This window comes from Streptomyces sp. P9-A4 (assembly GCF_036634195.1).
Taxonomy (GTDB): domain Bacteria; phylum Actinomycetota; class Actinomycetes; order Streptomycetales; family Streptomycetaceae; genus Streptomyces.
In genome coordinates this window covers 6136935-6157555 of record NZ_JAZIFY010000001.1, presented here as the reverse complement: position 1 = coordinate 6157555, position 20621 = coordinate 6136935, and the positions used below count along the sequence as shown (strand labels likewise).

18 protein-coding genes and 4 pseudogenes are annotated in these 20621 nt (G+C 70.9%); 8 read left to right on the top strand and 14 right to left on the bottom strand.

Annotation, left to right across the window (positions count from 1 at the left end):
* Positions 1 to 31: 31 nt before the first annotated feature.
* The gene (gcl, locus tag V4Y03_RS27700) at positions 32 to 1819 is read right to left on the bottom strand and encodes a glyoxylate carboligase (protein WP_332436675.1); all 1788 of its coding nucleotides are present in this window, start codon (positions 1817 to 1819) and stop codon (positions 32 to 34) included.
* Positions 1820 to 2715: 896 nt separating this feature from the next.
* On the opposite strand from gcl, the pseudogene V4Y03_RS27695 reads away from it, so the two are divergent.
* From V4Y03_RS27695 to V4Y03_RS27685, 3 genes and pseudogenes are all read left to right on the top strand, one after another.
* Positions 2716 to 3195 (top strand): annotated as a pseudogene (locus V4Y03_RS27695) (hypothetical protein); the annotation flags it as partial.
* Positions 3196 to 3263: 68 nt separating this feature from the next.
* A complete protein-coding gene (locus V4Y03_RS27690; protein WP_332436674.1) occupies positions 3264 to 4055 on the top strand; it encodes a TIGR04222 domain-containing membrane protein in 792 nt (263 codons plus the stop codon).
* 19 nt (positions 4056 to 4074) lie between these two features.
* Positions 4075 to 4590: a GNAT family N-acetyltransferase gene (locus V4Y03_RS27685; RefSeq protein ID WP_317878157.1), complete on the top strand. Its 516-nt coding sequence runs from the start codon at positions 4075 to 4077 to the stop codon at positions 4588 to 4590.
* Positions 4591 to 4726: 136 nt separating this feature from the next.
* On the opposite strand, the gene V4Y03_RS27680 is transcribed toward V4Y03_RS27685, so the two are convergent.
* Both V4Y03_RS27680 and V4Y03_RS27675 read right to left on the bottom strand, forming a co-directional pair.
* The gene (locus V4Y03_RS27680; protein WP_332436673.1) at positions 4727 to 6334 is read right to left on the bottom strand and encodes an AMP-binding protein; all 1608 of its coding nucleotides are present in this window, start codon (positions 6332 to 6334) and stop codon (positions 4727 to 4729) included.
* Positions 6331 to 8016 carry an AMP-binding protein gene (locus tag V4Y03_RS27675; protein WP_317878159.1) on the bottom strand — a complete coding sequence of 562 codons (1686 nt, stop codon included), beginning with the start codon at positions 8014 to 8016 and terminating at the stop codon, positions 6331 to 6333. The genes V4Y03_RS27680 and V4Y03_RS27675 overlap by 4 nt, the downstream gene beginning before the upstream one ends.
* 103 nt (positions 8017 to 8119) lie before the next feature.
* On the opposite strand from V4Y03_RS27675, the gene V4Y03_RS27670 reads away from it, so the two are divergent.
* Positions 8120 to 8923: a response regulator transcription factor gene (locus V4Y03_RS27670; RefSeq protein ID WP_443079893.1), complete on the top strand. Its 804-nt coding sequence runs from the start codon at positions 8120 to 8122 to the stop codon at positions 8921 to 8923.
* A gap of 98 nt (positions 8924 to 9021) precedes the next feature.
* Here the strand turns inward: V4Y03_RS27670 and V4Y03_RS27665 are convergent, their stop codons facing one another.
* Positions 9022 to 10134, bottom strand: coding sequence for a winged helix DNA-binding domain-containing protein (locus V4Y03_RS27665; RefSeq protein ID WP_332436671.1), 1113 nt, complete (start codon positions 10132 to 10134; stop codon positions 9022 to 9024).
* A gap of 196 nt (positions 10135 to 10330) precedes the next feature.
* Between V4Y03_RS27665 and V4Y03_RS27660 the strand changes: the two genes are divergently transcribed.
* Positions 10331 to 11452 (top strand): magnesium and cobalt transport protein CorA, encoded by a 1122-nt coding sequence (locus V4Y03_RS27660; RefSeq protein ID WP_332436670.1) that lies wholly within the window; start codon positions 10331 to 10333, stop codon positions 11450 to 11452.
* Between the two features lie 544 nt (positions 11453 to 11996).
* Positions 11997 to 12838 (top strand): IS5 family transposase gene (locus V4Y03_RS27655; RefSeq protein ID WP_443079830.1). Its coding sequence is split into 2 segments (ribosomal slippage): positions 11997 to 12327 and positions 12327 to 12838, totalling 843 coding nucleotides; the frame shifts between segments, so codons are not numbered across the junction.
* A gap of 15 nt (positions 12839 to 12853) precedes the next feature.
* Here the strand turns inward: V4Y03_RS27655 and V4Y03_RS27650 are convergent.
* On the bottom strand, positions 12854 to 13153 hold the full coding sequence (locus V4Y03_RS27650; protein WP_317876763.1) for a DUF6342 family protein: 300 nt from the start codon (positions 13151 to 13153) through the stop codon (positions 12854 to 12856).
* Between the two features lie 459 nt (positions 13154 to 13612).
* Here V4Y03_RS27650 and V4Y03_RS27645 point away from each other — a divergent pair.
* Positions 13613 to 14203: pseudogene (locus V4Y03_RS27645) on the top strand (BBE domain-containing protein); the annotation flags it as partial.
* Between the two features lie 187 nt (positions 14204 to 14390).
* On the opposite strand, the gene V4Y03_RS27640 reads toward V4Y03_RS27645, so the two are convergent.
* From V4Y03_RS27640 to V4Y03_RS27600, 9 genes and pseudogenes are all read right to left on the bottom strand, one after another.
* A complete protein-coding gene (locus V4Y03_RS27640) occupies positions 14391 to 15050 on the bottom strand; it encodes a contact-dependent growth inhibition system immunity protein (RefSeq protein WP_317876764.1) in 660 nt (219 codons plus the stop codon).
* Between the two features lie 16 nt (positions 15051 to 15066).
* Positions 15067 to 15366 carry an RNase A-like domain-containing protein gene (locus V4Y03_RS27635; protein WP_317876765.1) on the bottom strand — a complete coding sequence of 100 codons (300 nt, stop codon included), beginning with the start codon at positions 15364 to 15366 and terminating at the stop codon, positions 15067 to 15069.
* Positions 15360 to 16109, bottom strand: coding sequence for a hypothetical protein (locus V4Y03_RS27630; RefSeq protein WP_332436669.1), 750 nt, complete (start codon positions 16107 to 16109; stop codon positions 15360 to 15362). The genes V4Y03_RS27635 and V4Y03_RS27630 overlap by 7 nt, the downstream gene beginning before the upstream one ends.
* A 17-nt stretch (positions 16110 to 16126) precedes the next feature.
* A complete protein-coding gene (locus V4Y03_RS27625; protein WP_332436668.1) occupies positions 16127 to 17893 on the bottom strand; it encodes an RNase A-like domain-containing protein in 1767 nt (588 codons plus the stop codon).
* Positions 17894 to 17955: 62 nt separating this feature from the next.
* Positions 17956 to 18258 carry a WXG100 family type VII secretion target gene (locus V4Y03_RS27620; RefSeq protein ID WP_317876768.1) on the bottom strand — a complete coding sequence of 101 codons (303 nt, stop codon included), beginning with the start codon at positions 18256 to 18258 and terminating at the stop codon, positions 17956 to 17958.
* A gap of 14 nt (positions 18259 to 18272) precedes the next feature.
* Positions 18273 to 18689: a WXG100 family type VII secretion target gene (locus V4Y03_RS27615; protein WP_332436667.1), complete on the bottom strand. Its 417-nt coding sequence runs from the start codon at positions 18687 to 18689 to the stop codon at positions 18273 to 18275.
* Positions 18690 to 18811: 122 nt separating this feature from the next.
* Positions 18812 to 19045: a hypothetical protein gene (locus V4Y03_RS27610; protein WP_332436666.1), complete on the bottom strand. Its 234-nt coding sequence runs from the start codon at positions 19043 to 19045 to the stop codon at positions 18812 to 18814.
* A gap of 196 nt (positions 19046 to 19241) precedes the next feature.
* A pseudogene (locus V4Y03_RS27605) lies at positions 19242 to 19557 on the bottom strand (PucR family transcriptional regulator); the annotation flags it as partial.
* Positions 19529 to 19740: pseudogene (locus tag V4Y03_RS27600) on the bottom strand (IS5/IS1182 family transposase); the annotation flags it as partial. The pseudogenes V4Y03_RS27600 and V4Y03_RS27605, both read right to left, overlap by 29 nt.
* A 434-nt stretch (positions 19741 to 20174) precedes the next feature.
* Here V4Y03_RS27600 and V4Y03_RS27595 point away from each other — a divergent pair.
* On the top strand, positions 20175 to 20591 hold the full coding sequence (locus V4Y03_RS27595; RefSeq protein ID WP_332436665.1) for a hypothetical protein: 417 nt from the start codon (positions 20175 to 20177) through the stop codon (positions 20589 to 20591).
* Positions 20592 to 20621 lie beyond the last annotated feature (30 nt).

Genomic DNA, 20621 nt, shown 5'->3' with positions numbered 1-20621 from the left:
TCGGGGCGGGGGCCGCGTCACGGCTCCGTGATCAGACCTGGAGGGCCTTGATCGCGGTCGGCGCGTGGCCGGGCTCGGTGGCCAGGTCCTCGAACTCGGTGACGTCGCTCATGTCGACCGTCTTGCTCATCGCGATGTTCGTGATGCGCTCCAGGATGGCCTCGACGACGACCGGGACCTGGTGCTCGACGGCCAGCTTCTTGGCCTCCTCCAGCGCCTCGCCGAGCTTGTCCGGGTCGGTGACGCGGATGGCCTTGACTCCCAGACCCTCGGCGACCTTGACGTGGTCGACGCCGTAGACGCCGATCTCCGGGGTGTTGATGTTCTCGAACTCGAGGTTGACCTCGAAGTTGATCCCCAGACCGCCCTGCGCCTGACGGATCAGACCCAGGTAGGCGTTGTTCACGAGGACGTGGACGTAGGGAACCTTGTGCTGGGCGGCGACCGCCAGCTCCTCGATCATGAACTGGAAGTCGTAGTCGCCGGAGAGCGCGACGACCGGGGTGTCCGGGTCGGCGGTGGCGGCGCCGATCGCGGCCGGGATGGTCCAGCCGAGCGGGCCGGCCTGGCCGCAGTTGATCCAGTGGCGCGGCTTGTAGACGTGCAGGAACTGGGCCGCGGCGATCTGCGAGAGACCGATGGTGGTGACGTAGCGCGTGTCCGGGCCGAAGGCCTTGTTCATCTCCTCGTAGACGCGCTGCGGCTTCATCGGGATGTTGTCGAAGTGCGTACGGCGCTGGAGGGTGGCCTTGCGCTCCTGCGCGGAGGCGGCCCAGGCGGAGAAGTCCGGCAGCGTGCCGGCCGCCTTCAGCTCCTTGGCGATCTCGATGAAGAGCTCCAGGGCGACCTTGGCGTCGGAGGCGATGCCGTAGTCGGGGGCGAAGATCTTGCCGAGCTGGGTGGGCTCGATGTCGACGTGGACGAACTTCCGGCCCTTGGTGTACGCGTCCAGGTTGTAGCCCGTGTGGCGGTTGGCCCAGCGGTTGCCGATGCCGAGGACGAAGTCCGACTCCAGGAAGGTCGCGTTGCCGTAGCGGTGCGCGGTCTGGACGCCGACCATTCCGGCGGCCAGCTCGTGGTCGTCCGGGATGGTGCCCCAGCCCATCAGGGTGGAGATGACGGGGATGCCGGTCAGTTCGGCGAACTCGACGAGCAGGTCGGTGGCGTCGGCGTTGATGATGCCGCCGCCCGCGACGATCAGCGGGCGCTCGGACTCCAGGAGGAAGCTCAGCGCCTTCGCGGCCTGGGCGCGGCTGGCCCGCGGCTTGTAGACCGGCAGCGGCTCGTAGGTCTCCGGGTCGAACTCGATCTCGGTCAGCTGGACGTCGATCGGCAGGTCGATGAGGACCGGGCCCGGACGGCCGGAGCGCATCAGGTGGAAGGCCTGCTGGAAGACGCCCGGGACCTGCGCGGCCTCCAGGACGGTGGTCGCGGCCTTGGTGACCGGCTTGGCGATCGTGGCGATGTCGACGGCCTGGAAGTCCTCCTTGTGGAGCTTCGAGACCGGGGCCTGGCCGGTGATGCAGAGGATCGGGATCGAGTCCGCGATGGCCGAGTACAGGCCGGTGATCATGTCGGTTCCGGCGGGGCCGGAGGTACCGATGCAGACACCGATGTTGCCGGCCTTGGCACGGGTGTAGCCCTCGGCCATGTGGGACGCGCCCTCCACGTGGCGGGCCAGCGTGTGGCCGATGCCGCCGACGTTCTTGAGCTCGCGGTAGAAGGGGTTGATCGCCGCGCCGGGCACGCCGAACGCGGTGGTGACGCCTTCGCGCTTGAGGATCTCAACGGCCGCTGCGGCGGCGGTCATACGAGGCATGGGAGTGCTCCTGCTTCGGCCGGGCGGATCCAAGCCCACCGGTCGGCTCGGGGAGCCCGGACGGCTTGTTTCCGTAATGCGGAAATACTGTTCTGCTATACGGAAGCAATGTAGGTCGGGCTCCGGAGAACCGTCAAGAGAGGTCCGCGCAACGGACTGCCGCGGACCCACGGAAGTGGCCGAACACCCTCCCCCAGGCGTCCGATGGGTGGACGATGGGACCGAGCGACAGGGGGATGGTTGTGGGCGAGTCGGTACCGGTGCGCTGCCCGGAGTGCCTGCGGACGCAGGCGTACGCGGCACCCGTCTTTCCCTGCGCGTGCGGAAGCCCGGTGGCCCCGCCGGTGACGGCCGGCGCGACGGCGGAACCGATCACGCACCGCAACTGGACGGACGCATGGGTCGCGGTCCGCTGCGGAGCCTGCGGGCGCGAGGACGACTGGCCGCACCCGGAGGTGGGCTGCCCGTGCGGGACGGTACTGCGGGTGCCGGTACGGGCCATGGAGGAGGGAGCGGAGCCGGGGACGAGTCCCCACTCGGACTCGGGGTCGGGATCCCGTACGGGTACGGGATCTCTTACTGATACGGGTACGGGTACGGGCGCTGCCACCGGTACGCCCGGGGCCGGGACCGCCGGCCGGGCGGCGAGAGCGACCGGCTCGGAGTGGTTCGGGCCGGGCCCCGGGAACAGGCGCGACGCGCGCGCGGGTGGAGCGTCCGGTACGCCCGGCACATCGGGTTCCTCCGGCGCCGCGGGTACGACCGGGGGCATATCCGGGGACATATCCGGGGGTACGACCGGGGGCCCGACCGCTGCCGGACCCGCTCCCGGCGCAGCCCGTACGGGTTCCGGGTCGGGGTCCGGGTCACAGCCCGGCCCCGAGTCCGGGTCCGACCCCGCCCGGCCGCCCCGAGTCGCCCCGCCCCGGACGTTCGCCGAGCGCTACCCCGCGCACATCCCGCTGCCGCCCACCGCCCCGCGGCCCGCTCCGGTGCGCGGCGCCTTCCGGCCCGTGACCATCCGGACCTCGCGGGACGCGGTCGCCGCGGCGGCCGGGTATCTGCGCTGGCTCGGCTTCCGGGACGTGGTGCAGCCCGAGGACCGGCCTGCGTCCGGGGTGGATCTGCGGGCGCCGGGGCTCGTCGCGCAGGTCGACCCGAGCACCCGGCCCACAGGGCTGCGGGTGATCGAGTGCCTGTGGCTCAACGGGCTCAGCGCATCCGCCGTGAGTGTCTTCTTCTCGCTGGCGGGCTACACCCCGGAGGCACGTTCGCGCGCCGCCGAGATCGGGCTGCCGCTCTTCGTGCTCGACCTGACCGGCACCCCGCAGCCGGTGAACAACGCCGCCGACGAGCTGGCGGCGGGCGGCGCCTGATCCGGATCCGGCCATTCACGCGTGACGATCACGCTCTCCCGGGCAGAACACCCTCGGGGGTGGGCGTCATGCCGACGGCGATGTGGTGGTTCATCGGAGCGGCCTGCGGGCAACTGCTGCTCGGCGCCGTGCTGTTGCGAACGCGCAGCCGGGAAAGCGGAACGGACGATCCGCCTCCTCCGCAGGCCCTCGCGCTGCTGCGGGGCGGACGGCGGGCGGCCGTCACCGTGGCGCTGGTGGCACTGCACCAGCGCGGAGCGGTCGCGGCGGGCCGCAAACATACGATTCGGGCCAACGGCGGTCCCGGCCGGACCCGGGACCCCGTGCAGTTGGGCGTGCACGGGGCGCTCCACCGGGCGTTCCCGCTACGGGACCTCGTGGTGCGTCCCGAGGCGCGGCGGGCGGTGGACGCGCTGCGCGGGGAGCTGCGCGGGGCGGGGCTGTTGCTGCGGCCGGTGCGGCTGTGGACGGCGAGGGCGCTGCTCGGCTGCGTCCCGCTGACGGTGGCGGCGGGGGCGTACGCGACGGGCGCGCCGGGAGCCGGTCCGTCGGTGGCGCTCGTGACGGGGACGGTGCCGGTGCTCCTGGCGGTCGTACTGCTGCGGCTGCCACCGGCGACCCCGGCGGCGCGGCACCTCCTCGCCGGGCTGCGGGAGCGGTATCCGCTGCCCGCGCACCGACGCGAGGTGACGGACGGGTGGCTGGTCCAGCTGTACGTGGCGCTGTACGGCGATCCGGCGCTCGCGCTGTTCCTGCCGCGTTTCTCGCGGGACGGCGGGCTGCTGGACCGGCCCGGGGAGGTGGACCGGAACCGGCCTCCGGGAAACCGTGGACCGGATTCGGGCGACGGCCGGCGGTGAGGCCGCGCCATACTGTCGTATGCGCATCAGAGCGGCCGTACCGGCCGAACTCCCGCTGCTCCAGGACATCGAACGGGCGGCGGGCGAGCCGTTCCGCACCCTCGGGATGGCAGCGATCGCGGACGACGACCCGCTGCCCCTGGACGTCCTGGAGTCCTACCGCCGTGCCGGCCGGGCGTGGGTGGCGGTGGACGCCGCCGACCGCCCGGTCGCGTATCTGCTGACCGACACCGTCGACGGCGCCGCCCACATCGAGCAGGTGTCGGTGCATCCGGACGCCGCGCGCCGGGGCGTCGGCCGGGCGTTGATCGAGCACCTGGCGGCGAGCGCCGGGGAACAGGGCCTGGTGGCACTGACCCTGACGACGTTCACCGAGGTGCCGTGGAACGCCCCGTACTACTCGCGCCTCGGCTTCCGCCCGCTCACCGACTCCGACCCTGCCCTTACGGAGGGCCTGCGGGCGATCAGCCGGGCGGAAGCGGCCCACGGCCTCTCGGTCTGGCCCCGCGTGTGCATGCGCCGGGAGGTCGTCTAGGGCCTGTCCTCCGACCGGGTGGCCGCTGGCCGGGCGGTCGTCCGACCGGGGGGCCGCCTGGCCGGGCGGTCGTCCGGCCGGGTGGCCCCCCGGTCGCACCTCGTCCAGCCGCGCGGCGGTCCAGCCCGGGAGCCTCCTACGGCCTGTCCTCCCCGTACCTCTGCCGCAGTTCCACCTTCCGTACCTTCCCGCTCACCGTCATCGGGAACTCCGCGAGGATCTCCACCCTGCGGGGGATCTTGTAGTGGGCGAGGCGGTCGCGGCAGAAGGCGGTGATGTCGTCGAGGGTCGGTGGGGCGGCCGGGTCGCGCGGGATGACGCAGGCCAGGATCTCCTCGCCGTAGCGCTCGTCGGGGACGCCCACCACCTGGACGTCGGCGATCGCGGGGTGCCCGTAGAGGAACTCCTCGATCTCGCGCGGGTACACGTTCTCCCCGCCCCGGATGATCATGTCCTTGATGCGGCCGACGATCTGGACGTAGCCGTCGTCCCGCATCACCGCCAGGTCGCCCGTGTGCATCCAGCGGCCGGAGTCGATCGCCTCGGCGGTCTTCTCCGGCTCCTCCCAGTAGCCGAGCATCACGCTGTAGCCCCGGGTGCACAGCTCGCCCGCGGCGCCGCGTTCCACGGTCAGGCCGGTCGCCGGGTCGACGACCTTGACCTCGACGTGCGGCATGACCCGGCCGACGGTGCCCGTGCGGCGTTCCAGGTCGTCGTCGCGGCGGGTCTGGGTGGAGACGGGCGAGGTCTCGGTCATGCCGTAACAGATCGACACCTCCGCCATGTTCATCTCGGCGACCACCCGCTTCATCACCTCCACCGGGCACGGCGAACCCGCCATGATGCCGGTGCGGAGGGTGGAGAGGTCGTACGCGGCGAAGTCGGGGAGGTTCAGTTCCGCGATGAACATCGTCGGCACCCCGTACAGCGAGGTGCAGCGCTCCTCCTGGACGGCCCGGAGGGTGGCCGCCGGGTCGAACGACGGCGCGGGGATCACCATGCAGGCGCCGTGCGAGGTCGCCGCCAGGTTCCCCATCACCATGCCGAAGCAGTGGTAGAAGGGCACCGGGATGCAGATCCGGTCCTGCTCGCTGTAGGCGATCATCTCGCCCACGAAGTAACCGTTGTTGAGGATGTTGTGGTGGGAGAGGGTGGCCCCCTTGGGGAAGCCCGTCGTCCCCGAGGTGTACTGGATGTTGACGGGCTCGTCGCAGGACAGCGGCTCCGGTCTCAGCTCCCCCGGCGTACGCGCGAGGAAGGCGTCCCAGCCGGGGTCGCCGAAGTAGACCGCCTCCCTCAACTCCGGGCATTCTCCTGCGACTTCCTCGACCATCGACCGGTAGTCGCTGGTCTTGTGGGCGAGCGAGGCGAACAGCAGGCTGATGCCCGCCTGCCGGAGGACGTACGCCAACTCGTGGGAGCGGTAGGCCGGGTTGATGTTGACCATGACCGCGCCGATGCGGGCGGTGGCGTACTGGACGAGCACCCACTCGGCGCAGTTCACCGCCCAGATGCCGACCCGGTCACCCTTGCGGACCCCGCTGCCGAGCAGCGACCCCGCCAACCGGTCGACATCCTCGCCGAGTTGGGCGTACGTCCAGCGCCGGCCCGTCGGCACGTCGACGAGCGCCTCGCGCTCCGGCCAGGCGGTGACCGCCCGGTGCAGGTTGGCGCCGATGGTGTCGCCCAGGAGCGGTGTCCCCGACACCCCGTGGGCGTAGGCGAGTTCCCCGGCGGCGCTCATGCGAGGTCCCCTTCCGCGTACTCCGTGCCGCCGCCCTCGGCGGTGAGCCTGCGCAGCTCCACGCGCCGGATCTTTCCGGAGACGGTCTTGGGCAGCTCGGCGAACTCGATGCGCCGGACGCGCTTGTACGGGGCGAGGACCTCGCGCGAGTGGGCGAAGAGGACCTTCGCGGTCTCCGCGTTCGGCTCCCAGCCCGCCGCGAGGACGACGTACGCCTTCGGGACGGCGAGCCGCAGCGGGTCGGGCGCGGGGACGACGGCCGCCTCGGCGACGGCCTCGTGCTCCAGGAGGGCGCTCTCCAGCTCGAAGGGGCTGATCTTGTAGTCGGAGGCCTTGAACACGTCGTCGGCGCGCCCGATGTACGTGATGTAGCCGTCGGCGTCCCGGGAGCCGATGTCGCCGGTGCGGTAGTAGCCGCCCGCCATCGCCTCCGCCGTGCGCTCCGGGTCGCCGTGGTAGCCGGTCATCAGGCCCACCGGGTTGGCGGACAGGTCGAGACAGATCTCGCCCTCCTCCACGTCCGGCCGGCCGCTCACCGGGTCGACGAGGGTGACCCGGAAGCCGGGGCTCGGGCGCCCCATGGAGCCCTCCTTGAGGCGCTGGCCGGGGCTGTTGGAGACCTGGACGGCGGTCTCGGTCTGGCCGAAGCCGTCCCGGATGGTGACGCCCCAGGCACGCCGTACCGACTCGATGACCTCGGGGTTCAGGGGTTCACCGGCGGCGACGACCTCGCGCGGCGGGGTCTTGAGCTGGCTCAGGTCGGCCTGGATCAGCATCCGCCACACGGTCGGCGGGGCGCAGAAGCTGGTGACGCCGTTCCGGTCCATCTCGTCCATCAGCCGGGCCGGGTCGAAGCGCGTGTAGTTGTGGATGAAGACGGTCGCCTCCGCGTTCCACGGCGCGAAGAGGTTGGACCAGGCGTGCTTGGCCCAGCCGGGCGAGGAGATGTTGAGGTGCACGTCGCCGGGCTCGAGGCCGATCCAGTACATCGTCGAGAGGTGGCCGACGGGGTACGAGGTGTGGGTGTGCTCGACCAGTTTGGGCCGGGCGGTCGTGCCGGAGGTGAAGTACAGCATCAGGGTGTCGTCGGCGAGGGTGACGCCGTCGGGCTCGAACACGTCCGACTCGTCGGCGGCGTGCTCGTAGCCCAGCCAGCTCACCCCGTCGCCGCCGACCGCGATCCGTGTGTAGTCCCCGGGGACGTCGTCGAACTTCGCGGTGTCCTCGGCGCGCACGATGACATGCCGGGCCCGCCCCCGCTCGACGCGGTCCCGCAGGTCGGCGGGGCCGAGGAGCGGGGTGGCGGGGATGAGGACGGCGCGCAGCTTCATCGCGGCGAGCGCGGTCTCCCACAGCTCGGCCTGGTTGCCGAGCATGACGACGATCCGGTCGCCCGCGCGGACGCCCTGGGCCCGCAGCCAGTTCGCGACCCGGTTGGAGCGGGCGGACATCTCGGCGAAGCCGACCTTCGTCTCGGAGCCGTCCTCCTCGACGAGGTGCAGGGCGGTCCGGTCGTTGCCCTCGGCGATGACGTCGAACCAGTCGAGCGCCCAGTTGAACCGGTCGGACCGGGGCCAGGCGAAGCCCTCGTAGGCCGTCTCGTAGTCCTCGCGGTACTGGAGCAGGAAGTCCCGGGCGGCCCGGAACCTCTCCGTCGCGCTGGTCGCGCTGGTAGCCGTCATGCGTCCTCCTCATTGCGGGACCGGTCCCGGACATCGTGTAATCAGTGACCCAGGTCTCACTACCCCCGTTCGGGGGTGAAGGAGTGGTTCCGTGTCCGAGCGGATGGAAACGGTGGAGCTGCGTACGGCGCTGCTGCGGCTGCGGCGCGCCAGCGGGCTGCCCGTCGTCTTCGGCGGACTGCTCCAGGAGGGCCGCACGATGCGGATCGCCGAGCTGAGCGGGGCGGTGACGCCCGCGCTGTGCGGCCTCGCGATCTCGGCCGGCTCTGGCCTGGGCGGGAAGTGCCTGGCGCTGTCGCGGCCGTGCGCGGTCACGGACTACCGGTCGGCGCGGCACATCACCCACGAGTACGACCTCCCGGTCTCGGCGGAGGGCCTGCGCTCGGTGATCGCCGTCCCCGTCGTCGTACGGCGCAAGGTGCGTGGCGTGCTGTACGGGGCGCTGCGCGAGTCCCTGCCGATCGGCGAGCGCGTGTTCGACGCGGCGATGGCGGCGGCCCGCGATGTCGAGCAGGCCCTCGCGGTACGGGACCAGGCTCGGCAACTGCCCGCGCCGCCGGCCCCCGGACCTTCCTGGGAGGAGGTCCGCCAGGCGTACGGGGAGCTGCGCGAACTGGCCCCCCAGGTGGTCGACCCCGGCCTACGGGACCGCCTCCTGGCCGTCTGCGGCCGCCTCGAATCGGCCTCGGGCGCGGCTCCCACGACCCCCGGCGTCTCCCTGACCCCACGCGAGACGGACGTCCTGGCAGCGGTGGCCTCCGGCGCGACGAACGCGACGGCGGCCGACCGCCTGGGCCTCCGCCCGGAAACGGTGAAGGGCTACCTCCGCTCGGCGATGAGGAAGCTGGGCGCGCATACGCGGATGGAGGCGGTGGTGGCGGCGCGGCGGGCGGGGGCGCTGCCGTAAGGGTCGGGGCGGGGGGAGCCGGGGCGAATCCCGGTCGTCGCGGGCCGGGGCCGGGCAGTGCCGCGCCGACGTGCGCCGCCGGCATGCCCGGCGTCTCGTCACCGGTCCGCGTGGACGATGTCGTACCGGGTGCCCGCCGGGGTCATGAGCCGGAGGGTCCGCTCCGCCTCGGAGGCGAGGGCGGCGCGTGCCGCGCGCGGCACGCGTGCGAAGGGTTCGATGGTGAGCGTGGTGCGGTCCTTGCCCTCGTCGAGGTGCCAGAGTCCGGCGAGGAAGCCGTCGAGCAAGAAGACCCGGTGCGCCTGGTTGCCGGTCCAGCTGCGGGAGCGGTACTCGGCCGAGACGACCCGGGTGCGGTCCGCGTGCGAGAGGAGGAGGTTGTCGAACTCGGGCAGGAACCGGGGCGGGGCCGGGGTGTCCTCGTCGGGGCGGGGCGCGTCGGGCAGGTCGAAGAGTTCGGTGCCGTGCTCGTCCTGGAAGACGAGCAGTCCGGGCCGCAGCCGCTCGAAGGCGGGGCGGAGCCGGGTGAGACCGCACCAGGTCTGCATGTCCTTGACGGAGGCGGGACCGAAGGCGCCGAGGTAGCGCAGCACGGTCTCGTCGAGGCCGGCGGCGTCCCCCTCGGGCTCACCGAACCACACGTCGGCGGTGGTGAGCGCGACCTGCCCGCTGCGCCGCCAGAGCCCGCGCGGGGTGACCTGCACCATCAGCAGCAGACAGCGTGCGGCGATGCCGAGCGACTGCGGGTCGGCGTCCGGCCATTCCTGGAGCAGGTGCTCCCGCAGCGCCTTCAAGGTCCGGGGCTGCTCCTCGACGTACGCGGTCGCCAGGGCGGTGAGCCGGTCGAGGTCCACCCCGTCGAGCCCCTTGCGGAACATCTTCAGCTCCCGGTCGATGGCCCCAGCCTGGACGAGCCGGCGCAGCCCGACGGCGTCGCGGGGGGTGTGGGTGTGGACGGTGGACCGCAGGGAGACGATCCGGGCGACCCGCCGGGACTCCATCACGGCGGACAGGTCCTCGGGCCGGAACCCGTCGAGCCGGGCGGCCAGCGCGTAGTACGGGGGCTTCGTGTTCTGCGCCTGGAGCCCGACGAGGTGACCGACGGCCTCCTCGACACCGAGCGGGGCGGGGCGCAGGAGCAGCTGCCGGTCGAGGGTGGCACGGTTCAGGGCGCGGGAGCCGAGCGCGGGGTGGGTCGTCTTGAGGGCCATGACGAGCACGCTATCGAGGGATGAGGACAGGTTCCGTCCGCAACGAGAAGGCCGGGGGCGGGCTGAGCGGGGGCGAGGCCCGAGGCGACCCGCACGGACCTCACGGAACCCGACCGACGGAACCTCGCGAAACCTACGAGGGGGATTCACCCCATATATCCTGCTCTCGGCCCAAAGATCCAGGAGGTGTACGACGATGTCCGACCGCCGCCCCCGCCCGGCATGGCGCCGCCGGCCCGAACCGCCGCCCGCGGACTTGTCCGCACCTCCACCCCCGGAGCCGCGCGCGGAGGGGGAGCCGAGCGTGGTGCAGTCGACGCTGTACCGCGACGGGCACCGGGTCTCCTCCCCCACCACGCTCGCGGAGACCTTCCGCCAGCTGCGGGAGCACCCCGACGGCATGGCCTGGATCGGCCTGCAGCGCCCGACCGAGCAGGAACTCCACTCACTGGCGGCCGAGTTCGACCTCCATGAACTCGCGGTGGAGGACGCGATGGAGGCCCATCAGCGACCGAAGCTGGAACGGTACGGCGAGACGCTGTTCGTGGTCCTGCGGGCGGCCCGCTATCTGGACGCCCAGGAGGAGGTCGACTTCGGCGAGCTGCACGTCTTCGTGGGCCCGGACTTCCTGATCACGGTCCGCCACGGGGCGGCCCCGGACCTCTCGACGGCCCGGCAGCGCATGGAGCAGGATCCGGACCTCCTCGCGCTGGGCCCGGAGGCGGTGCTGTACGCGATCCTCGACGCGGTGGTCGACGGCTACGCGCCGGTGGTGGCGGGCGTCCAGAACGACATCGACGAGATCGAGACGGAGGTCTTCGGCGGCGACCCGGCGGTCTCCCGCCGCATCTACGAACTCTCCCGGGAAATGGTCGAGTTCCAGCGGGCGACCCGCCCGCTGGTGGGCATGCTGCACGGCCTGATGGCCGGCTTCGCCAAGTACGGCACGGACGAGGAACTCCAGCGCTACCTCCGAGACGTGGCCGACCACGTGACCCACACGAGCGAACGCGTCGACGGCTTCCGCCAGGCCCTCGCGGACATCCTCACGGTCAACGCGACCCTGGTCACCCAGCAGCAGAACGCGGAGATGCGGGCGCTGGCGGAGGCGGGCTTCGAACAGAACGAGGAGATCAAGAAGATCTCGGCCTGGGCGGCCATTCTGTTTGCACCCACGTTGGTGGGAACGATCTACGGGATGAACTTCGACCACATGCCGGAGCTGCACTGGGCGGGCGGGTATCCGTTCGCAATCCTGCTGATGGCAGGGGTGTGCACGGGGCTGTACTTCGTTTTCAAGCGGCGGCGCTGGCTATAGCCGACCTCCGCGATCACCTGATCCACTTCGCAAACACGAACACTTGAGAGGGGGCATTCGGTGTCCCTGGGGAGAATCTGGGGAGAATGCGCAGCGCTGGGGAGTGGACGCTTGCTGCCGCCGCCTGCAGTTCTGTGGCCACCACGGGAACGGCCGCACAGACGACGTTGCGAGTCGATGGTCACTGAGGGTGTCGAGCGAAGCCCTGCGTCCCGTGAATGCTGTCGACGTCGACTCAAGGCTCTGCGCACAGGGAGGGCCGGCTGGAACCCGAGGAGTGCGGCGGCTGTGGGAAGGGACTTCCCGTGCACAGCACGTACGAAGTGCTAGGTCGAGGTCCATGAAGACGGCAGGGTGACACAAGGGGGTGATGGAGCCGGCTACGAACGGGCTCCGGCCGACAGCAGGCGACTCTTCGCGATCTAGCCCGGCCGGCGGGCGTCGAGTTGTCCGACGGCACTACTGCGGAGGCCGACGCGATCATCCGGTGCGCCCGCTTCGGCCTAGGCCGTTTCCTTCGGATCATCTGATCGTTGGTTGATGTGTGTCGTTGACCGAGGCCCAGTGGACAAGGATCGAGCCATTGCTGCCGGATCGGACGCCGAAGCGGGGTGGGCGCTGGCGTGATCACCGGCAGGAGATCGACGCGATCGCGTTCAAGTACCGCACCGGGATCCCCTGGACGGACCTGCCGAGCACTTCGGCTCATGGAAGGGCCCACAACCGGCTGCGGAAGTGGGCCACCGACGGCACCTGGGAGAAGGTCTTCACTGCTCTGCTCGCCCAGGCGGACGCCGAAGGCGACCTCGACTGGATCGCCTCGGTCGACTCCACGATCGTCCGGGCTCATCAGCACGCTGCCGGGTCCCGTAAAAAGGGGCCCTGGCCGGCGAGCCGGATGGCCATGCCCTCGGACGGTCTCGCGGCGGGCTGACCACCAAGGTCCACCTCGCCGCGGACAGCCGCTGCCGGCCACTGGCGTTCGTCCTCACCCCAGGACAGGCCGGTGACGCGCCCGCGTTTCCTGACGTCATGGCCCGCTTACGGGTGCCGCGGCCGATCGGCCGGCCCAGGACCACCCCGGATGCGGTCCTGGCCGACAAGGCGTACTCGTCGCGCGCAATCCGAACCAGTCTGCGCCAGCGCGGGATTCGGGCGGTGATTCCGCAGCCTTCCGAGCAGACCGCGAACCGCAAACGGCGCGGCCTGCTCGGCGGCCGTCCGCCGGCCTTCGACCGCGAGGCATACAAGCAGCGCAACACCGTTGAGCGGTGCATCAACAGGCTCAAGCAGTGGCGCGGCCTTGCCACCCGCTACGACAAGACCGCCACCATCTACCTCGCCGGACTCCACCTCGCCGCCATCTTCATCTGGTCGGCGAGATGATCCGAGAGAAGCTGCCTAGTAGCCGAGGTCCTTCTGCTCGGCGATCAGGCGGCCGGCGATGTGCAGGTTCCCCTCGGAGTCGAGCACGGCGATGATCTTCTTCGTCGAGCCGTGGTGGGTCGTGAAGTAGATCTTGTCCGCCTCCTGCGAAGAGGAGTGGTTCGTGTTCACGGACAGCTCGATGCTCACCGGCGAGCTGATGAGCACGTCCTTCTTCGGCGAGGTCGGGTAGACCTGGTTCTGCCGCAGCTTGACGCGGCCGTGGGTGTCCCCCTCGTCCCAGTCAGACGCCACGCCGAGGTCGATGTCAGCCATGCGATTTCCCCTCCGGTTGCTGTGGACGAACTTTGCGGCCGGGCGCCACAGGACTTCCCGAGCCGAGCCCAGAACCTACGCAGTTTGTTCACATGACGGCTTCGCATCGCGGGACTATGACCAATTTCCGTCCTGCTTTGTCGTGAAGTGGCCTCAAGATGCTGGAGGTGCAAAAAGCCCGAAAAGACCGTGGCAGTTCTCGGGGGTAACGGATAGATCGACTCTCTCGGATCGCCCGGCTGACCCGGACAACAAGAAGCGCAAGGAAAACGAGGACGAGCCGCTCCGCAGGAAGCCCGACCTTCCCGTGGCCGACTGCGTCCAGCAGCTCCTCCAGGTGCCCACCGCACGCGCGGAGCTGACCGTTCTGCTGACCACGTCGGCCGTCCTGCGCCACGAACGACTCGCGCGCCGGACCACGCAACGCCGCTTCGGCGAGGACCCCGACACCGCCGCACGGTGTGGTGCTCCACGGGCTCGCCGGACGAGGAGGAACTGAACCGGACCTTCGCCGGGGTCGCCGAACCGGCGCCGCCCGCCTTCCACTTCGCGACACCGATCCCGTACCCGGCCCTCCAGATGATGTTCGACGACCTCATCCCGAAGGGCCTGCAGTGGTACTGGCGCGGCGACTTCTTCGACCGCGTCACCGACGGCGCGATCGACGTGCACCGCGCCTTCCTGGAGAACCTCCCCACCGAGCTCTCCACCATGCACCTGTACCCGGTCGACGGCGCGGCCCATTGCCCCGGCCCCATGGACACGGCCTGGGCCTACCGCGACGCGGTCTGGTCCGGCGTGATCGGCGGCACCAGCCCGCAGCCCTCCGACGCGGACCGCATCCGCGACTGGGCCGTCGGCTACTGGAACGCCCTGCACCCGCACTCGATGGGCGGCGCGTACGTGAACTTCCTCGGCGCCGACGAACCCGACGCCCGCGTCCGGGCCACCTACCGCGGACACTACGACCGGCTGGCCGACGTGAAGCGGACGTACGACCCGGACAACGTGTTCCGTCACAACCAGAACATCGGGCCGGCGGAGAGCTAGGAGAGCCGGGGGCTAGGGCCTGTCGTCAAATTCCCGTCGTCGCCCGAAGGGCGGCCCCGCGGCGTCTGGTGCGTGCTCTCGGCGTGCCGGGCGGAAGCCCTCGTACTGGACGTACTCGGGCTTTCGCCCGGTGCGGCGAGAGCGCGTGCCAGACGCCGCGGGGCAGGCGGGAGTGTGACGACAGGCCCTAGCGGCCCCGCAGGACCTCCTCGGCGATGATCCCCAGCCAGGCGCCGTGGGTGTACGGGACGGGCGGGTCCACCTCCAGGCCAAGCAGGGACAGCCCGTACGCGTAGTCCGACTCGTCCAGCCGCAGGGCCAGCAGCTCGTACGCCTCCCCGCACAGCCGGGCCGCCAGCGACGGGTCCGTGACCTCCAGGTAGTCCCGCAGGGCCTCCTCGTGGTCCTGGAACTCCACGCCGTGGTCCTGGGAGAACCAGCCGCCGAGCAGCTGCCCGAGCTCGGGGAACCGGGCCTGCCACTCCCAGCGGGTCTGCGGCGCCCCGGGCGGCGGCATGTCGCCCTCCGCGAGGCAGCGGCGCAGATGCCCGGCGACGGTGAGCAGCCAGGCCTGGATCTCGGCCCCGTCGAGCCCCGGGTCGGGCAGCGGGTACACCTCGCCCAGCCGAAGCAGCAGCGGCCCCGGAGGGTTGCGGGCGTACTCGCGCAGCTGGCTCTCGGCGATCCCGACCGCCCACGGCCTGCTGTGCCAGGTGTGGCGCAGGTACGCGGTCAGCGCCACGCTCGGCTTCTCCTCGGTGTCGTCGGCGCGCTGGCCGGCGTACGCGCGGAGGACCTGGTCCATCTCCCCGTACCGGGGGTCGTGCTGGAGCGGGGTCAGCGGCATGGGAGGCGGTCTCCTGTCACGGGTGGATCGGGAAGGTGGCGTGCACGGTGAACCCGAGCGGATGCTCCGGGTCGCGCTTCAGGATCACGCGGGCGGCCCGCACGTCCACCGGCCCGTGACCGGCCAGCATCTCCCCCTGGAGCAGCACCTGCCCGACCGGCTCGGGGCGGGACGGCCAGTACGCCTCGATGGTGAGCCGCGCGCGGTCCGGCCGGGTCAGCCACCGGTGCACCACCTGCTCGTTCTGCGTGACCACGGCCTGGGTGGCCCAGTGCGCGGTCTCCCGGTCCGGGTAGGCGGCGGAACGTGTCAGCACGGGGAGTGCCCCTCTCGGCCGGAGGTCCAGGAGCACGGGCCGTGCTCCTGGCGCAGGTGGGTGGTCAGGACCTCGGAGATCAGGGTCAGCCAGGCGGACCAGGACGTGTGGGAGCCGGAGCCGAGACCGAGCTCGTCGGCGAAGAAGCGGCGGAGGGTGGTGTCGTCCTGGAAGAGGGCGAGGGCTTCGGCGCATTCGGCGACGACGGGGGAGAACCGCCACGAGCACGCGCCGAGCGGGTGCCAAGTCGCGACGTACAGGCCGATGCCGTCCTCGTCGGACAGGTCCTCGTCCTCCAGGGCGATGCCGTCCTGGCCGAAGTAGAGGTCGAGCATGCCGGTCAGTTTCGGGAACCGCTGGCTCAGCTCCCACACGGTCGGCTCGGCGGCGGCGAGTTTCTGGTCGATGGAGGCCTGCCACGTGTCCACGTACGCGGCGATCTCCTGGAGTGCCGACGGCTCACCGCCGGGGCCGGACCGGGCGGCCAGCTCCCACAGGTCGTCGGGGACCCGCGAGGCCCCGACCGCTCCCGCCGCGACGGCATCGGCCAGCCCCCGCACCTCCTGCGCCGCCTCGTACACGTTCACGCCGCCCCGCTCCGACCGGTCCCAGAGCACCCGCAGCGGGGCCTGGAGCGCGGCCTCCCGCGCGGCCGGATCGGCGGGGATGCCGGGCGTGGCGCGGGAGAAGAAGGGCGCGAGAAGGGTACGCGCGGTCGCGTAGCGGAAGTGGACCTCGTGCACGGGCGATTCCTGACGGGCTAGGGCGAATCCGGGAAAGCGGTGACGACGATGAACGGGGGCTGGCGGTCGGGGGCGAGCTGAAGACGGACCTTCACATTGTGTACGGGGACGGGTGTGCCGTTGGGGCTGGTCACGGAGATGCCGGTGACCTGCGGGGTGAAGTCGATCGTGAAGGGATCCATCGGGATGGCGGCGTTCGGGTTGTCCTTGATCTTCTGAGCGATTTCGGCGGAGTGCTTGTCGATCGCTTCCTGGACGAATTGCTGTGCGGTGGTGAGGTCGGCGAACGAGGAGGCGGCGGGCGGGTTCGCGTCCCGCATGCGCCTCTGCAGCTGCTCCGGGGTGAGTCCCACGTGGCGGTCGATGGTGTGCGCCGACTGGTTGCCGACCTTCATGTCCTCCTGGTTGGCGAGGTCGATGGGGTACGGGTGGACGGTCTCCTGACCCGGTGCCACCGTCCAGTTGTGGTCCTTTCCGTACCCCTCGATGGAGCGGGCGCCCACCGTCTGCGCGCGGGCCTCCTCCGCCATGAAGCCGGGGACGCTCCGCCGGGCCTCGTCCAGGACGGGCCTGAGGTCGTTCAGTTGCCGGGCGAGGTCGTGCGTCTTGTTGTTGTACCGGTCCACGCCCGCGTTGAGCGCGCCCTCGTTCAGGTTGTCCAGGAAGTTCTTGGCGAGTCCCGCCGGGCCCGTGAGCAGGGAGCCGACGTCCTTCAGGAAGTTCTTGAAACTGTCCGACTTCGCCAGTTCCTTGGCCGCCTCGATGTACTCGTGCTCGATCACCTTGCGGGCGTCCCGCACCGCCGTGGCGAACGCGTCGAGGATGTCGGCGATCGCCCGCGCCTTGTCGACCAGGATCCGGAGCACCGGCTGCCGGGTCATATGGAGCGGGGGGTGCTTCCAGTCGTAGCCCTGGGCAACGGGGCTCGCGGCGCCCTTGCCCCAAGAGGCGGTCCCCCACAGGCTGGACGTGAACTGCTTCATCGCCGACTGCCATTCCGCCGCGGTGGCGTCGGGGTTCCTCAGGTAGTCGATCGCCGCGTCCAGGTCGGCGCCGGACTTCTCGGCGTCCTGCGCGACCTTCCGCCAGGCCGCCGCCACCAGCGGCAGTTCGATGTCGTCGCCGCCCGGGGTGATCTGACCGACCTTGCCATGGTGGAGGGCCTTTTCCATCGCCTCTCGGATCACCCACTGGATGGCGGTGCCGATGGCCCCGAGGACTTCGTTGATGATCCCCTCGGCGAAGTTGTCGCCGCCGCCGGTCCGCCAGCCGAGGAACGGCGCCTTCCCGTAGTCCGGCACGGTGCGTATGACGTCCGGTATCCGCTTCAGGCTGGTGGGGGCGCCCCAGGACGGGTGGGAGGCGTACTCGGCCGCGACGTAGTTGTTCGCGGTGATGGTCAGGCCGGTCGAGACGCCGCCGACGGCGACCACCGAGGCGGCCCACACGTCCAGGTAGCGGCCGGAGATGTCGTCGTACGCCCGCTCGAACGCCTCCGGGCCCGAGCCGACCCCGCACACGTGCTTGTGGCCCTCCAAGGTGTCCAGGAGGTGCCGGGGAGCCTTGTCGAAGGCCGTCTGGTGGTTGCGGATGAGGTACGAGGTGTACCAGACGTGCGTCGGGTCGACGTCGAAGCCGCTCGGGAACCCCCCCGGGTCCACGGACGGCTTGAGGTCCTGGACCTCTTTGTCCGGGTCGGGCGGCTTGGGTGTCTGGCCCTGGGAGATGTCCTTGCCCTGGGGGTCGTAGAGCTTCCCCGGGACGGGCGACGGAACCGCCGGCACGTTCGGCTGCCCGTTCCCGCTCCCGTTCCCACTACCCCCCGTGGGCGGCGGCGGAGTGGCCATCAGGCGGCCCCCCAGCCGCGCAGGACCGCCTGGTGGGCGGCCGAGTAGTTGGCGTGGGAGGTGGTCACCGAGGTGTGCAACCAGGCCTGCGTGGCCTTCAGGTCCTCCATGTCCTTGGCCCACCGGTCGAGGGTGATCACGAACTCCTCGCGGGCCTCGCCCTGCCAGCCGAGGACCACCCGTTCGGTGCGCTCGTACAGCTCGGCCAGTTGCTCGTTCAGCTTCCGGAGGATCTCCTCCAGCTCCCCGGACATCGCCTGTAACGCGGTGATGTCCACGGCTATCCGGTCGTCGCCCGCCATGTCCGCTCCTCCCCCTACACGTCTTCGATACGGCTGCGGGGGACGGGCGCGGACTCGGCGGCCGGAGCGCCCGGCGGCGGCGCCTGGAGGGCGTTCGCCTCCCGGGCCACGTCGATCTGGCCCTGGAGCTTCCGCAGCCGGGACAGCACCTCCAGCTCCTGTTCGCTGAACCCGTTCCGGCTGAACCGGACCGCCTCCTCCAGGAGCCGCAGGTGCTCCCGGATGCGTACGGCGTCCTGCGCGGCCTCGGTGTGGAGGGTCCGGTAGACGTCCCCGGTGGCGCCGCGCCAGCGGGCCTGGATCCGGTCGACGATCCCGTCCATCCGCCGGACCTGGTTGTCGAGATGCCGCTGCATGGAGTCCAGGTCGCCGGCCAGCTTGGCCAGCCCGTCGTCCTCGGGCACTCTCAGATCGGGATCCCCCGCTGCCATGGCAGCCCCGCCTCCCCGTCGGTCGCGCGACGATCCGCCGCACGCCCGGAACCTACAAGTAGGATTATGACAAAGGAAGTTGAGAAGCCGTCAGGACACCTGATCGTGATGGCGCGATTTGATCAGGCCTCTACGCTCCTCTCCTCGAAGGGCCACACGATCTCCACCCGGTTGTCCGGGTGTCCGACGGCTCCCGCCCACCGCCGGTGGACCATCCGGACCGGGCCCGCGAAGGCGAGGCCGTGGTCGGTGATCCAGGAGGCGGCGGAGTCGTACGCGGTGAGGATGGCGGGGAAGGCGGCGGCCTCGCCGGCGACCTCCACGCAGGCGGCGGAGTTCTCCGGGAGGTCCTTCACGTACGTGCCCTCCGGCAGCTCCTCCGCCGGCTGCGCGCCGTCCGTCCAGAACGGCAGGCACGCCTCGACGAGGGTCGCGTTCTCGTCGTCGCACAGGCCGTGGAAGCGGACGAACGCGGGCCCGGTGAACGTCAGCGGGCCGCGCCCGGCGAGGGTGTAGAGCTCCTGGTAGGCGGTGTGCAGGACGGTCTCGGCGTTATCGCCGCAGCCTGCCCCCTGACCCGCCGGGTTCAGTGGCCGCCCGTGCCGGACGAGAGTGGTGGAGGCGGAGCGCCAGGTGGATGTCCAGGGCGCCGGCCGGGGTGTTCCAGTCGGGGCCCAGGAGCTGCCCGACGCGGTCGAGGCGCTGAACGACGGTGTTCACGTGGACGTGGAGGGCGTCCTTCGCGCGGGAGGTTGGCCCCCTGGTCGTAGTAGGCGTGCAGGGGGCGCACCAGTTCGGTGCCGCGCTCGGTGTCGTAGGCGAGGACGGGGCCGAGAACACGCTCGACGTACGCGCCGACGTCGGCCCGGTGGTCTGCCTCCGGCCTGTCCGCGCCGCAGGCGGTCGGCCTTCTGGCCCGCTTGCTCCGGGCTCACAGCCCGGATGCCCCGCCTGCGCAGGACCTGGCGGATAGCCCGGGGCGAGTACGCCTTGCCTGCGATGACCGTGTCAGGCCTGACGCTGGGCTTGCCCCGGCGCCGGCCCGGGGCACCACACCACGACCGATGCAGCTGCCGACCTCCTCTAGATGACACCATCGATTCCCGACATGCGAGGTGGCTACGCCGCGCGACACGGGCAGCATTCGTGGCCTGCTCCTGACCAGCAACGATCCGCCCCCCAATCCAACTCCCGCTGGGGAGAATCTGGGGAGAATGCGCGGCGCTGGGGAGTGGACGCCTGCTGCCCCCTGCTTGCAGTTCTGCGGCCACCACGGGAACGGTCCCACAGGCAAGTGAGAGTCGGTGGTCACCGAGAGTGCCGGGCGAAGCCCTGCCGACCGATCCCTGGATGCTGTTGACTTCCACGCGGGGCATCGCACATAGGGAGGGCCGGTTGGAACCGAGGAGTGCAGCGGCTGCGGGAAGGGACTTCCCGTACACCGCACATACGACGTGCTACATCGAGGTCCACGAAGACGGCAGAGTGACACACGGGGCTGACCGTGCTGCCTACGAACGAGCTCCGGCCGGCAGCTCGCGGCTCTTCGCGGTCTGGCCCGGCGAGTGGTCCAGCCACCTGTTCGTGATCGACGACCTGGACGAGTACGCCAAGGCCCACGGCATCAAGCACGACGAGGAGCGGACCGGCCTCAAGGAGCACGTCCACGAGGTGCGGTGGGAGGAGACCTCGTACGGAAACGACAATCCCCGTAGCCCATGCCTGAGCATCGACGTCTCGCTGGACTGCGGCTGCGCGATCCACGACATCCGAACCTTCGCGGCCCAGATGAAGGCACAGAGGGGATGGGACGTCGCCACCAGCGTCGGCTGGGGCAGCAGCGGTGGACCCGAGGGAACGAAGTACGGAATGCGGGTCCGCCGCAAAAGCCTCGCCGGCTGAATCCAGCAGGCAGCCCAACGACAACGGGGG

Excerpts from the sequence above, each read along its gene's own strand:
- gcl (WP_332436675.1), bottom strand. The coding sequence starts at position 1,819 with ATGCCTCGTATGACCGCCGCCGCAGCGGCCGTTGAGATCCTCAAGCGC.
- V4Y03_RS27690 (WP_332436674.1), top strand. The coding sequence starts at position 3,264 with ATGCCGACGGCGATGTGGTGGTTCATCGGAGCGGCCTGCGGGCAACTG.
- V4Y03_RS27685 (WP_317878157.1), top strand. The coding sequence starts at position 4,075 with ATGCGCATCAGAGCGGCCGTACCGGCCGAACTCCCGCTGCTCCAGGAC.
- V4Y03_RS27680 (WP_332436673.1), bottom strand. The coding sequence starts at position 6,334 with ATGAGCGCCGCCGGGGAACTCGCCTACGCCCACGGGGTGTCGGGGACA.
- V4Y03_RS27675 (WP_317878159.1), bottom strand. The coding sequence starts at position 8,016 with ATGACGGCTACCAGCGCGACCAGCGCGACGGAGAGGTTCCGGGCCGCC.
- V4Y03_RS27670 (WP_443079893.1), top strand. The coding sequence starts at position 8,120 with ATGGAAACGGTGGAGCTGCGTACGGCGCTGCTGCGGCTGCGGCGCGCC.
- V4Y03_RS27665 (WP_332436671.1), bottom strand. The coding sequence starts at position 10,134 with ATGGCCCTCAAGACGACCCACCCCGCGCTCGGCTCCCGCGCCCTGAAC.
- V4Y03_RS27660 (WP_332436670.1), top strand. The coding sequence starts at position 10,331 with ATGTCCGACCGCCGCCCCCGCCCGGCATGGCGCCGCCGGCCCGAACCG.
- V4Y03_RS27650 (WP_317876763.1), bottom strand. The coding sequence starts at position 13,153 with ATGGCTGACATCGACCTCGGCGTGGCGTCTGACTGGGACGAGGGGGAC.
- V4Y03_RS27640 (WP_317876764.1), bottom strand. The coding sequence starts at position 15,050 with ATGCCGCTGACCCCGCTCCAGCACGACCCCCGGTACGGGGAGATGGAC.
- V4Y03_RS27620 (WP_317876768.1), bottom strand. The coding sequence starts at position 18,258 with ATGGCGGGCGACGACCGGATAGCCGTGGACATCACCGCGTTACAGGCG.
- V4Y03_RS27615 (WP_332436667.1), bottom strand. The coding sequence starts at position 18,689 with ATGGCAGCGGGGGATCCCGATCTGAGAGTGCCCGAGGACGACGGGCTG.